Genomic DNA, 12651 nt, shown 5'->3' with positions numbered 1-12651 from the left:
CTGCCCCCTTCGCCGGTGAGGGTGAGCTTGGAGACGTCGATGTCGTTGGTGGCCCCGTTCAGTTTGAGGAAGCCGGTGCCGGTGACGCTCAGCACCCCGGTACTGGCGTCGTAGGTGGCGCTGGTGAGGGTGGGGGTGGTAGGGTTGGCGACGGTGACGGCATTGCCGGTGGCGTCGGCGGCCGCCGAGCTAACACTGGCGTTCCAGCCTGCGGCGGCGGCCAGGTTGTAGGCGGTGCCGCCGGTGGAGTTGATGCCGGCCTTGTTGAGGATCTGATTGACTGCCGCCTGATCGGCCCCGTTCAGGGTCACGCTGAAGCTGGTCGCGCTGCTGGCTAGTACGTTGTTGCTAGTCAGGGTGTAGGTTTCACCGCCTTCTCCCGTCATGGTCAGCTTGGAGACAACTATTGTGTCTCCGGCTGCCATCGGATCCCCGGTGGCTGTCTCCACGGTGACCAGCAGTATTCCCGTGGCAGCGTCATAGGTGGCGGAAGCAAGCTGGGGGCCGGGGGGGGTAATGTTGGTCAGCACAATGTTGTCCAACGCCAATTGCATATTCTCCCCGTTGGCGTAAAGGTCAAAATAGGTGATGTTCTTGAAGCCAGGGAGGGCTGAGACATTAATGATGGCGCCACCGTTGTCAGTTGGGATTCCCAAATCGGTATAGTCGATTTGCGCCTCCACATCGTAGGTGGCCAGTGAGCTGGAAACTAAGGTCAATGTTTGCCCTGGATGTGCGCCGTTATAGTTGTCAAAAATGCCAAGGGAATCAAGATCGAAGCTGTAACCGGATTGCAGTGAAACCCGGATGCGTGTTGAATCAGCAAGGCCCAATGTGTCGAAAGCCACGGTGGTATCCGTCATTGAAGCTTTGTCGGCACCCAGAAAAGCAACTTCGTTGGCCACGACCAACTTGCCGTCCGTTGCTGCAATGGAGACCGTCTCGCCGGAAATTACCTGGGTTATGGTTGCTGCGGCTGTTGCGCCTGTGTCATCCCGTGCAGGCGTCGTATTGCTCTCGAAGTCAAAGGTGATATCCAGGCCCAGCAATCCATCAAAGTGTTCCATGGCCAAAGGCAGGGTTCCAAGGCTGCCGGCGCAGACATCCAGCTTCCACTGCCCCCCGAGGCTGGCTGCGCCGGTAGGCACTGCGGAGGCGGCAACGGCGGCGTCGGCCAGGGCCGCCAGCTTTTCCACGAAGCCGGGTTCCGCCCCGATGGAGCAGCCGTAGAGCAGCAGGCCGCCTCCCGGGACAAGCGCCCGGCCCAGGGTGGCGAGTTCCGGGGCCCGGGCTTCCAGGCTGGCGCCATCCAGATGGGTGGAGCCCAGCATCCAGAGTCCCCGATCCCCGTGGCTGAATACGTGCAGCGCGGTGTAGCCGGAGTGCCCGGCAGCCCATTCGGCCATCCGGGCAAGGCCGTCCCGGGTTCCGTCCAGGAGCACGAGGTCCATATCCGGGGGCAGGGCGTCCACCAGGGCACCGTAATGGGCGATACCCGTGTCGATGAAGGCGGCTTCCCGGGGGGCTGGGGTGCTGGCTGCCAGCGGCATGGAGTATGTGTTCCGGGTTTGGCTGAAGTGGGGATTCATGGTCTTGTCTCCTTGGAGGGTGCTGGCATCGCAGGGGGCGTATCAGTGGGTGGCGGGTTTGGGGTGTTTTTCCCTGTGAGAATTGCACATCTGAAATGAATATTCAACGCGGATTTTTTCGGGCTGGAATCAGGCTGGTTATGCATGCCGTTTATGCTCGGATTAGTTTTTATTTCAAAGCGTTTGTGGCTTTTTATGTCCGGCGCTATGAAAAGGCTGATGTGTGCTTGTCTGGTTGCTGTCGGAGGTTGTTGCTTTGAGTCAAAAATACCGATTGCGTATCCCTTGGGCATGCCCTAATGTGCCCCCGTGCGTCCGCTACTTCCTGCCGGCGCCATCATCCAAACTTGAGGAGAGGTGCATCATGAACATGAAACGACTTCCGGCTCTGCTTCGTGGTTCGTTGGGTCTGGCGATCGCGGGCGGCATGCTCGCGACCTTGTCCGCGCCGGCCCTGGCCTGTTCCAGCGAGCCTCTGCTGGGCTCCATTTGCGTTGTGACCTACGTCAGGGGATGTCCTTATGGTTTCCTGCCGGCCGATGGGCGCACGCTTCAGATCAACCAGAACTCTGCCCTGTATGCGTTGATAGGCACCACCTTTGGCGGGAATGGCTCGACGACCTTCAATTTGCCCAATCTCAACGGGCGCGTGCCTGTCGGCGTCGGGCCGGCAACGCAGATTGCCGGGCAGCAGCCCACCAGCACGGTGACGATGGGCCAGTACCGGGGGGCTGAAGGGAATGTCCTGACCACGGCGCAGTTGCCGCCCCATTCCCATCCGGCCACCTTCACCCCGACCACCGGACCGGCTTCAGTGACCATTCCTGCCCAGGCGGGGTCCGGAGCCATCACCGCCACGGCGACTACCGACGTGGTGCCCGGCAGTACCGGTATCGATCCGGCTCCAAGTGTCACCAACTACTATCTGACGGGGGTGACCGGGAGTGCCAATGGGCCGGTGACCACTACTGAACCGGGGACGAACAAGTCCACCCTGGTGGGGACCCATGTGAGCGTCGATACGTCCACCTACAAACCGGCCATTCCCCAGCAGACCGCCAACGTCACTACGGTGACCGGCGGTGCGGTGGCCGTGGGGGTGAGCCCTGGCGGCGGGAGTGCGGTGTCCAGCCTGCCGCCGCAGCTTGGTCTGTGGCACTGCATCGCGACCCAGGGGCTCTTCCCCACCTTCGATTGAGTCGGGCAGTTGTGTAATGCACAAGGGCGCCTTTCGGCGCCCTTGTTGTTGCAGGGATTCCCGTAGCCGGGAGTGGGGGCAGGCCCCGGGGGGTCAGTCCATCTGCCGGATGGCGAGGCTGACGGAGAGCTGGGCGCCGAGCCAGCCCAGGGCGGCGCCGACGCTGGCCAGCAGGGCCAGTTGCAGGGGGGGCAGGCCGTGCAGGGTGAAGCTGCTGCCATAGAGGGTGGCCAGCCGGCTCACCGGTTCTTCCAGGGCCGAGAGGCCCAGGCTGATGAGCAGTCCGGCAGCCAGACCGCCCAGGGCGCCTTGCAGGGCGCCTGAGTAGTAGAAGGGGCGGCGGATGAAGGCGTCGGTGGCGCCGATCAGCCGGGCCACCTGGATTTCGTCGGCCTGGGCCAGCACTTGCAGCCGGATGGTGTTGAAGGTGACCGCAGTGAGGCCCACGGCGAACACGGCGGCGAGCAGGCTCACGGCCAGGCGGCCGAGTTTGAGGAAGGCGTCGAAGCGCTTGATCCAGGCCGAATCCAGCTGCACGTGGGCGACGCCGGGCCAGGCCGCCACGGTTTCCCGCAGGGTTTCCAGGGCTTCCGGGCTGCCGTCCCGGGGTTCCACGATGAAGGCGTCGGGCAGGGGGTTGCGGGGCAGGCTGGCGACGATTTCGGCCATGCCTTCGCTGGACTTGAGGCGGTCCAGGGCTTCTTCCCGGGGGACGAAGCGCCACTGGCCGGGGACCGCCGCATCGAGACGGTCCTGGGTGCTGCGCACCAGGTCCCGGTTGGCTCCGGCTTCCAGGAACAGGCTGATCTGCTGCACGCCGCTGGCGCTTTTGCCCAGGGCCTTGATGTTGTCCAGCAGCACGTAGCCGGCGGCGGGCAGGGTCATGGCAATGCCGATCACCAGGAGCGACAGCAGGGTGTTCAGGGGGGCGGCCCAGAGCCGGCGCAGGGCGCGGCGGAAGGCAGCCAGGTGTTGGCGCAGCCAGGTGTTCATGGGGCGAGCCTGCCGTGGTCCAGGGTGATCAGCCGCGGCTGGCGGCCAGGGATGCCGTGGGGCGCGTGGGTGGCGATGATGACGGTGACGCGCACCTGGTTGAAGGCCACGAACAGGTCCAGGACCTGGCGGGCTGATTCCGGGTCCAGGTTGGCCGTGGGTTCGTCGGCCAGCAGGATGGTGGGCCGGTTCACCACTGCCCGGGCGATGGCCAAGCGCTGCTGCTCGCCGCCGGAGAGGGCGATGGGATTGGCTTTTTCCCGCTCCAGCAGGCCCACCTTGTCCAGGGCGGCCCGGGCCCGGCGCTGGGCTTCCCGGGGGTGCAGGCCGATGATTTCCAGGGGCAGCAGCACGTTGTCCAGGGCGGAACGGTCGAAGAGCAGCTTCTGGTCCTGGAAGATCAGGCCCAGGTTGCGGCGCAGGTAGGGCAGGGCGGCGCGGCGCATGGCCGTGAGGTTCTGGCCGTTGACGATGAGGCTGCCCGAGGTGGGCCGCTCGATGGCGCCCATCAGCTTCAGCAGGGTGGTCTTGCCGGCCCCCGAATGGCCGCTGATGAACACCATGTCGCCACCGGCAATCTCGAAGCCCAGATCCTTGATGGCCTCGTAGCCACCGGGATAGCGCTTGGTCAGGTGGCTGCCGACGATCATGCGAAGATGGCGTCCACGAAGTCCCGGGCCACGAAGGGGCGCAGGTCGTCGATGCCTTCGCCCACGCCGATGAAGCGGATGGGCTTGGGGCACTGGCGGGCGATGGCGGCAATGACGCCACCCTTGGCGGTGCCGTCCAGCTTGGTGAGCACCAGGCCGGTGACGTGGATGGACTTGTCGAAGGCCTTGACCTGGGCCAGGGCGTTCTGGCCGATGTTGGCGTCCAGCACCAGCAGCACCTCGTGGGGGGCACTGGCGTCGGCCTTCTGGATCACCCGGCGCACCTTGGCGATTTCTTCCATCAGGTGCAGCTGGGTGGGCAGGCGGCCAGCGGTGTCGGCCAGCACCACGTCTATGCTCCGGGCCTTGGCGGCACTGATGGCGTCGAACACCACGGCGGCCGGGTCGCCGCCGTCCTGGGCGATCACCGTGACGTTGTTGCGCTCGCCCCAGGTCATCAGCTGTTCCCGGGCAGCGGCGCGGAAGGTGTCGCCGGCGGCCAGCAGCACGCTCTTGCCCTGGCTCTGGAAATACTTGGCCAGCTTGCCGATGGAGGTGGTCTTGCCGGCCCCGTTCACCCCCGCGATCATGATCACGTAGGGCTGGTGGCCGTCCACGGACAGGGGCTGTTCCAGGGGAGCGAGGAGCTCGGCCAGGGCCTGGGACAGGGCTTCCTGGATGGCTTCCGGGGTTTCCAGCTTGTCCTTCTTGGCGCGGGCCTTGAGGGCGTCGAGGAGATGCTGGGTGGCTTCCAGGCCCACGTCGGAAGTGAGCAGCAGGGTTTCCAGCTCTTCCAGCAGCTCGTCATCCACCTTGCCCCGGGAGAAGATGGTCTTGAGCTTGCCGCCCAGCTGGGCCCGGGTGCGGGCCAGGCCGCCGAACAGGCGTTCGCGCCAGGAGAGGGATTGCTCGGGAGTTTCGGTCGTTGCAGCCGGATCGGCCGGGGGGCTGACGGCTTCGCCGCCTTTTTTCTTCAGGAAACCGAACATGGGAACATTGTCTTTTCAGCAGGTGTCGGAAGGGGGCTGCGGCATCGAGGCTGACAGCCGGGCGACTTGTCTTTAATATGCCGCCGGAACCCCGGATTCTAACAGAAAGCCCTGATTTCCCATGTCAAAACAAGGAAGCACCCCCCGGCTTTTCAGCCTGTCCGCCCTGTTTCTGGCGGGGAGCCTGCTCTTCGGCTCCGCCCATGCCAATCCCTTTGAAACCACCCTGGCCAACGGCCTCAAGGTGGTGGTCAAGGAAGACCACCGGGCGCCGGTGGTGGCCCACATGGTCTGGTACCGGGTGGGCAGCATGGATGAGGTGGATGGCACCTCCGGGGTGGCACATCTGCTCGAACACATGATGTTCAAGGGCACCCCCAAGGTGGGCCCCGGGGAATTCAGCAAGCGGGTGGCGGCCGCCGGCGGCCGTGACAACGCCTTTACCAGCCGGGATTACACCGCCTATTTCCAGCAGATTCCCAAGGAGCGCCTGGGCGAGATGATGGCCCTGGAGGCGGACCGGATGCGCCACCTGAACGTGGACCCCAAGGAGTTCGCCCAGGAAATCAAGGTGGTCATGGAGGAGCGGCGCCTGCGCACCGAGGATGAGCCCCAGTCCCTGCTCTTTGAGCAGGCTCACGCGGTGGCCTACCAGGCCCATCCCTACCGGCGCCCCATCATCGGCTGGATGAACGACCTGGAGAACATGACGGCCCGGGACGCCAAGGCCTGGTACGACCAGTGGTATGTGCCCAACAACGCGATCCTGGTGGTGAGCGGTGACGTGCAGCACGAACAGGTGTTCAAGCTGGCGCGGCAGTATTACGGACCCCTCAAGTCCCGGGCCCTGCCGGCCAGGAAGCCCCAGGTCGAACCCCTGCAGAAGGGCGTGCGCCGCCTGGTGGTGAAGGGGCCGGCGGAACTGCCGCTGCTGCTCCTGGGCTGGAAGGCCCCCAAGGTGGAGCGCCTGGACGGCCCGGTGGAACCCTTTGCCCTGGACATGCTGGCCGCCATCCTCGATGGTCATGACGCCGCCCGCCTGGGACGCAGCTTGGTGCGGGAGCAGCAGCTGGCCACCAGCGTCGGTGCCTCCTACGACGGCCTGAACCGGGGGCCGGCCATGTTCTACCTGTATGGCAGTCCGGCTCCCGGGCAGACCCCCGAGACCCTGGAAAAGGCTCTGCGCGGCGAACTGGCCCGCATCGCCCGGGACGGGGTGGATGAAGGGGAGCTGAAGCGGGCCAAGGCCCAGCTCATCGCCGCCCAGGTGTACAAGCTGGACTCCGTGTTCGGTCAGGCCATGGAGATCGGTTCCATGGAGGTGATCGGCTTCAGCCACAAGGATGTGGCCGCCCTCCAGGCCCGCCTCGAGGCGGTCACCGCCGCCCAGGTTCAGGCGGCCGCCCAGGCCTGGTTCGGCGATGACACCCTGACCGTGGGGCTGCTCGAGCCCCTGCCGCCCGAAGCAGCCCCCAAGGGGCCCAAGGCCGCACCCGCCGGCCGGCATCACTGAGGACCCGCCATGCTGAAGCAACTGTTTTCCCTGATTCTCCTGTGCTGGGTGGGCCTCGCCCAGGCCGGCATCACCATCGAACACTGGCAGACCCCGGTGGGAACCCGGGTCTACCTGGTCCGCAGCCCGGCCCTGCCCATCCTCGACCTGCAGCTGGACTTCGCCGCCGGCGCCATGTTCGACCCGGCCGACAAGGCGGGGCTGGCCAGCCTGACCCACACGCTCCTGGACCTGGGCGCCGGGGACCTGGACGAAACCGGGGTGAGCAACCGTCTGGCGGATGTGGGCGCCAAGCTGGCGGGGAGCCTGGACAAGGACCGGGCCAGCATCAGCCTGCGCACCCTGACCCAGGCGGACAAGCGGGATGTGGCCCTGCACGTGCTGGAACAGGTGCTGCACCAGCCCCATTTCGCCGCCCCCGTGTTCGAACGGGAGCGGGGGCGGGCCGTGGCCTCCCTCAAGGACGCCCTGACCCGGCCCGACACCATCGCCGGCCGCGCCTTCTGGGCCGCCCTCTACCCGGACCATCCCTACGGCCGCCTGAGCACTCCCGAGAGCCTGGCCGCCCTGCAGCCCGAAGACCTGCGCCAGTTCTGGCTGCAGCACTACAACGCCGCCAACGCCACCCTGACCCTGGTGGGCGACATCACCCGGGCCGAGGCCGAAGCCCTGGCCCTGCGCCTGACCGCAGCCCTGCCTCCGGGCGAGCCGGTCCGTCTGCCGCCGCCGCCCGCCCCGGCTCCGGCCCGGGTGCTGGAGCTCGACTATCCCGCCAGTCAGGCGCACATCTTCCTGGGCATGCCGGCCATTGCCCGGGGCGATCCGGACTTCTTCCCCCTGCTGGTGGGCAACTACTCCCTGGGGGGCGGCGGTTTCGTCTCCCGCCTGATGCAGGAAGTGCGGGAAAAGCGGGGCTACGCCTACAGCGTGTACAGCTACTTCTCCCCCATGCGCCAGGCCGGCCCCTTCCAGATCGGGCTGCAGACCAAGAAAGCCCAGGCCGGCGAAGCCCTGCAGGTGGTGCGCCGGGTGCTGGACGAGTTCCTCGCCCAGGGCCCCAGCGCCACCGAGCTCAAGGCCGCCAAGGACAACCTGATCGGCAGCTTCCCCCTGCGCCTGGACAGCAACCGCAATATCCTGGAGCACGCGGCGATGATCGGTTTCTACGGGCTGCCCCTGGACTACCTGGACAACTACCAGGCCCGGGTGCAGGCCGTCAGCGCCGAAGACATCCGTCGGGCCTTTGCCCGGCATCTGCAGCCCGGGCAGCTGGTGACCGTGACGGTGCGCCCCCAGTGAATCAGGTGCGCATCGTCGGCGGCCAGTGGCGGCGCCATACCCTGCGCTTTCCCGACAGCGAAGGCCTGCGGCCCACCCCGGACCGGGTGCGGGAAACCCTGTTCAACTGGCTGGGCCAGGACCTGGACGGGCTCACCTGCCTGGACCTGTTCGCCGGCAGCGGCGCCCTGGGCTTCGAAGCGGCCTCCCGGGGGGCCGAGCGGGTGGTGATGGTGGAACGCTCACCCCGGGTCCTGGCTGCCCTGAAGGAAAACGCCAGGCGCCTGAAAGGGATTGACGACAGGGTGGAGTTGCTGGGCGGGGATGCGCTAAAATTCGCGGCCGCCTGTCAGCAACCCTTCGACCTGGTGTTTGCCGATCCGCCCTACGAGCAGGGCTGGGTGGCCCGGCTGGAGCCCTTGCTGCCACGCTTGCTGAAGGAAGACGGGGCCTTGTACCTGGAAGCGGAATTCCCCGTGCCCGCCCTGGGCCCCTGGAAAACCGTGCGCCAGGGCCAGGCCGGGCAGGTCCATTTTCATTTGTTGCGCCAGGAGCCGGAAGCTTGAGTACTCAGGATTACCGCATCGCCATCTACCCCGGCACCTTCGACCCCATGACCCGGGGCCACGAAGATCTGGTGCGCCGCGCCGCGCGCCTCTTCGAGCGCCTGGTGCTGGCGGTGGCCGAAAGCCCGGCCAAGAAACCCTGCTTCTCCCTGCAGGAGCGGGTGGAAATCGCTGCCGAAGTGCTGGCTGACCTGCCCAACGTGGAAGTCTGCGGCTTCAACACCCTGCTCATGGACTTCGTCCATGCCCGGGGGGCCAGCGTCATCGTGCGCGGGCTCAGGGCCGTTTCCGACTTCGAATACGAATTCCAGATGGCGGGCATGAACCGCCTGCTCCATCCTCATGTCGAAACCGTGTTTCTGACACCGGGGGAGCAATACATGTTTGTTTCGGCGACAATGGTGCGTGAAATCGCCCGGCTGGGCGGTGATGTCAGCAAATTTGTCCAGCCTGCCGTGGCAAGGCGACTGGCCGCCCAACAAGCCAGATAATTCAACTAGAGACGAGAGGAACAGCAACCATGTCTTTGATCATCACCGATGAATGCATCAACTGCGACGTTTGTGAGCCCGAGTGCCCCAACGAAGCCATTTCCCAGGGCGAGGAGATCTACGAGATCGACCCGGCGAAATGTACCGAGTGTGTCGGCCACTACGACGAGCCCCAGTGCGTCCAGGTCTGCCCGGTAGATTGCATTCCCAAGGATCCCGCCCACGAGGAGAACGAGGATCAGCTTTGGGCCAAGTACACCAAGCTCACCGGCAACCCCCGTCCCTGAGCGGTTTCGCGCCCCAACAAAAAGCCCGCCAACCGGCGGGCTTTTTGTTGGGCTGTGCTTTGGTGTTCTTCGAGGAGGCAGGGGTTTGGGGCTGGAAGCGACCCTGTGCGGACGTTGCCGGATTTGGCAAGCAGTCGTTCAGGCACGGCGAAAGTAACCGGACGCCGCGCAAGGCGGATAGAGGCAACGTGAAGGCGGGTGTTTGGCGATCCGGGTGACCGGATTGTCATGGGTTTGGGGCGTCATATGCGCAGCAGAATTTCCTCCATGTTATGTGCTTGCTGAACAGACATCTAAAACCACCTCGATAGGGCGGAGTTCTGAATGATGTATTCAAGTTCTTCTGGCGATAGGATGCTAGGCGTGTGATTCCGGAGGATTTCCAAATCTCCTGAGTGCCCACAGACTTCACAGAGATATTCAATCACGGCCCTTTTTGCTTCGGCGGAAGTTGAATTATTTCCGCTCTCCTTGGCCTTGTTTATCAAATCTAAAAGTCCGGATTTGATTCTGACATTCTCCTTCGTCTCGGCTTCCGCTGATTCAAATTCGGTACGAAAGTATTCGTCAGATTCTCGTTTTAATAACTCTAATTCTTCGCCAAAACTCGCCATAGCGTCGTTTACACATAACGTGGAAGTGAGCGGCCTGCGCGGCTTTTCGCGCAGCGTCCAGAGAGCGAAGCGAACGGGCGACCGCAGGGTTGGGCAGCATTCTCATGTGGGAAGCTGACTGTCGAACAGGCGTTGACCAGGAGAGCACCAGCCCACAATGCGATCCATTACACCAGATATCGCGTTGTACAAACGTTCATCTGGGTTAGAGCGGACTCGAACGAGCTCAGCGTCGAACAGCTTGTATATGGTGGATTGACTGAAACCTTCGATTTTCAGTTCTTTAGCGAGAGCCACCAAGGAATCTTCGGGCTCTAGCGCATGTAATGCCTGCTCGATGCGGGACGGAATCGATGAATGATCCATGGCGCCAACTATGATGCCCAACGATGAAAGTAACCGGACGCCGCGCGAGGCGGATAGAGGCAGCCTAAAGGCGGGTGTTCGGCGGTCCGGTTGTCTGGATTGTTATAAGGCATTTCGGTCCCAGACCAAGAATGCAGCGTTGTTTGCTGACGATGCGGCTTGAATGAGCGCCTTGTTGTCGAACCCTCTCAGCCCCTGAAAATGAGCGAGAAAAGAACCGTCTTTATCCCCGCTTGATGGGAAGTAGCACTCCCCACCTGTGTATTCGAATTTCCAGAAGACATCTTCTTCGAAAGGGCCTTTGTCATTCGTGATGACTTTGATTTTTTGGATGGTCTTCGGGTCGAACTCGAAAGTTGTTCCGTTAGCAGACTTACAGGTGAACATTTCATCCATCCCAACCAACCACGGACCTCTCGGATAGAAGTTCTCTTCTGAGTGTGCGTTCATAGATAGCACCAAAATTAGTAGCACCGCGAGGAGGCGCATCAGGCGGCTGCCTTATAACGTTGAAAATCACCGGACGCAGGTAAGCGCAGCTTGCCGGAGGTCCGGTGTATTGTGGTGTTGGGCGTGCATATGGATAGGTGCGATGAAAAGCGAGTTTCAGCCATTTTTTAGCAGAGTGAGGATTGCGTTGCTGATCATTTCCTTGAAATCGATACGACTCGGCGAGCTCGATGGCATTTTCATCGCTGGGTGGATCACAGAGGCGAACCAGCGGATCAGCACCCCCAAGCAATAGCTGGTGCACAAGGTCTGTCAATCCATAAATAACTGCATAGTGCAGAGCGCTACAACCCTGCCAACCCAATTGATTTGGATTTCCGCCATGTTGGACGAGTGTATTAATGATGGCAGAGCGAGCTTTAGTCTCTTGCTCATTTGAGAGTCCTCGAATTGCACAGATGAGGGGGGTGTCCCCAGTTGATGCCAACGCTCTTGCGTCTGCACCGAGGCGGCATAATTGCTGGACTGCTTCTAGATTTCCGGCCTCCGCTGCAAACATGAGAAGAGTGATTCCAAATTCATCCGAATCCGTTGCAAAGGCAGGGGAAGTCTGAAGCAGCTTGAGGAATGTCATCTGCCGAGATGGGTCAGTGCAACCCCAATTGATAAGAGCCTCAATCTCAAAGAACTTTTCGGTGTCAATCATTGATCTATCTCGGTACTTGATTGCTGGTACGCCCAACGTAGAGCTAACCGGCGCTGCGCGGCTTTATCGCGCAGCGTCCAGCGACCGAAGGGAGCGAGGTTGAGCGCCATGTTGGGCGCCTCGCTAGAGCAGAGGCTGTAGCTTCGCATAGGCATGGTTGTACTCACGCTCGGAAGGAAAGTGACCGGCATTGTCTGGCCAGACAACTTGCGCGAGAGGGAATTTCTCTTCGTAGAAACCGAGCGCAAAGCCACAGTACCGACCTAGGTTCGCTTTAGCGACAGGGTGGACCTCTACACCGAACTTGCCGCCCACGCCCTGCAAGCGGGTTGCCGATGAAAAACGTGTGCCCTCACCAACCATGCTCGCAATGCGCATGAGAATGTTGCCCATCGTTTCGCCAGCCAAACCAAAGGTGATGAGCTCGGGGTGCTTGTGTTTCAGCCAAAGGCCAACCGTATATGCAAACGGAGGCTCGTCGTCACCGATGAAGATGATAGAGCACCCGAAGGTCTCGATATCGTGTCGTACGTTCTCAGCAAACTCGCTCATTTTGACGCCCAACGTTGAAGGTAAGGGGCGCTGCGCGGTGCTTTTTCGCGCAGCGTCCAGCGACCGAAGGGAGCGGCCTTGACTGATGGGATGGACTCCCCCGTCTTTTTGGCGCGGAATAAGCGCCTCCGGTGCTCATGGGGATGGGGATCGGGTTTCGACGAAAGGAGTCCGAAATGCATGCTACTACCGTTGCAGTGGATCTGGCCAAGAGTGTATTCCAAATCGCTATTGCAGATGGCAATTGGAAGCTTGTCGAGCAGCAGCGGCTGACCCGACACCAGTTCGAGCGCTGGTTCCAGAACCGGAGCATTGGGCTGGTGGTGATGGAAGCCTGCGGCTCCGCCCACCACTGGGGGCGCTGGCTCAATCGACTGGGCATCCCGGTGAAGTTGCTGCCGGCGGCCTA

13 protein-coding genes and 1 pseudogene are annotated in these 12651 nt (G+C 62.8%); 7 read left to right on the top strand and 7 right to left on the bottom strand.

The genetic code is table 11. The features are described from left to right. Positions 1 to 1589 (bottom strand): DUF4347 domain-containing protein (locus G474_RS24510; RefSeq protein WP_026688090.1); only part of this gene is annotated, 1589 nt, incomplete at its 3' end. Positions 1590 to 1953: 364 nt separating this feature from the next. Between G474_RS24510 and G474_RS22290 the strand changes: the two genes are divergently transcribed. After that, positions 1954 to 2787: a phage tail protein gene (locus G474_RS22290; RefSeq protein WP_051282409.1), complete on the top strand. Its 834-nt coding sequence runs from the start codon at positions 1954 to 1956 to the stop codon at positions 2785 to 2787. A 93-nt stretch (positions 2788 to 2880) separates the two neighbouring features. Here the strand turns inward: G474_RS22290 and ftsX are convergent, their stop codons facing one another. Genes ftsX through ftsY form a run of 3 tightly spaced genes read right to left on the bottom strand, consistent with a single transcriptional unit; the run spans position 2881 to position 5419 of the window. Further along, on the bottom strand, positions 2881 to 3780 hold the full coding sequence (gene ftsX, locus G474_RS0117480; RefSeq protein WP_026688089.1) for a permease-like cell division protein FtsX: 900 nt from the start codon (positions 3778 to 3780) through the stop codon (positions 2881 to 2883). Continuing rightward, the gene (locus G474_RS0117475; RefSeq protein WP_026688088.1) at positions 3777 to 4430 is read right to left on the bottom strand and encodes a cell division ATP-binding protein FtsE; all 654 of its coding nucleotides are present in this window, start codon (positions 4428 to 4430) and stop codon (positions 3777 to 3779) included. The genes ftsX and G474_RS0117475 overlap by 4 nt, the downstream gene beginning before the upstream one ends. Then, positions 4427 to 5419, bottom strand: a complete 993-nt coding sequence (ftsY, locus tag G474_RS0117470; protein WP_026688087.1) for a signal recognition particle-docking protein FtsY — start codon at positions 5417 to 5419, stop codon at positions 4427 to 4429. The genes G474_RS0117475 and ftsY overlap by 4 nt, the downstream gene beginning before the upstream one ends. 121 nt (positions 5420 to 5540) lie before the next feature. On the opposite strand from ftsY, the gene G474_RS21460 reads away from it, so the two are divergent. From G474_RS21460 to G474_RS0117445, 5 genes are read left to right on the top strand one after another with little or no spacing between them, the layout of a single operon-like run. After that, complete coding sequence (locus G474_RS21460) at positions 5541 to 6932, top strand: M16 family metallopeptidase (protein ID WP_051282408.1); 1392 nt, start codon at positions 5541 to 5543, stop codon at positions 6930 to 6932. A 9-nt stretch (positions 6933 to 6941) separates the two neighbouring features. Next, on the top strand, positions 6942 to 8231 hold the full coding sequence (locus G474_RS0117460) for a M16 family metallopeptidase (RefSeq protein ID WP_043465122.1): 1290 nt from the start codon (positions 6942 to 6944) through the stop codon (positions 8229 to 8231). Continuing rightward, complete coding sequence (gene rsmD / locus G474_RS0117455) at positions 8228 to 8776, top strand: 16S rRNA (guanine(966)-N(2))-methyltransferase RsmD (protein ID WP_026688085.1); 549 nt, start codon at positions 8228 to 8230, stop codon at positions 8774 to 8776. Before G474_RS0117460 ends, rsmD begins: the two co-directional genes overlap by 4 nt. Continuing rightward, complete coding sequence (coaD, locus tag G474_RS0117450; protein ID WP_026688084.1) at positions 8773 to 9267, top strand: pantetheine-phosphate adenylyltransferase; 495 nt, start codon at positions 8773 to 8775, stop codon at positions 9265 to 9267. Before rsmD ends, coaD begins: the two co-directional genes overlap by 4 nt. Positions 9268 to 9296: 29 nt before the next feature. Further along, entirely contained in the window at positions 9297 to 9554 is a 258-nt protein-coding gene (locus tag G474_RS0117445) for a YfhL family 4Fe-4S dicluster ferredoxin (protein WP_026688083.1), read from the top strand. Between the two features lie 1082 nt (positions 9555 to 10636). Here the strand turns inward: G474_RS0117445 and G474_RS0117440 are convergent. From G474_RS0117440 to G474_RS0117430, 3 genes are all read right to left on the bottom strand, one after another. Next, complete coding sequence (locus G474_RS0117440) at positions 10637 to 10930, bottom strand: hypothetical protein (protein ID WP_156919325.1); 294 nt, start codon at positions 10928 to 10930, stop codon at positions 10637 to 10639. After that, positions 10923 to 11690, bottom strand: coding sequence for an ankyrin repeat domain-containing protein (locus G474_RS22950; protein ID WP_084513835.1), 768 nt, complete (start codon positions 11688 to 11690; stop codon positions 10923 to 10925). The genes G474_RS0117440 and G474_RS22950 overlap by 8 nt, the downstream gene beginning before the upstream one ends. Before the next feature lie 123 nt (positions 11691 to 11813). Then, complete coding sequence (locus tag G474_RS0117430) at positions 11814 to 12242, bottom strand: DUF4262 domain-containing protein (RefSeq protein WP_026688081.1); 429 nt, start codon at positions 12240 to 12242, stop codon at positions 11814 to 11816. A 176-nt stretch (positions 12243 to 12418) separates the two neighbouring features. On the opposite strand from G474_RS0117430, the pseudogene G474_RS0117425 reads away from it, so the two are divergent. Next, a pseudogene (locus tag G474_RS0117425) lies at positions 12419 to 12651 on the top strand (IS110 family transposase); the annotation flags it as partial.

Source organism: Azovibrio restrictus DSM 23866 (genome assembly GCF_000429665.1).
GTDB lineage: Bacteria > Pseudomonadota > Gammaproteobacteria > Burkholderiales > Rhodocyclaceae > Azovibrio > Azovibrio restrictus.
Note: the sequence above shows the minus strand (reverse complement) of the source record. Positions and strands in the feature narration are given on the sequence as shown.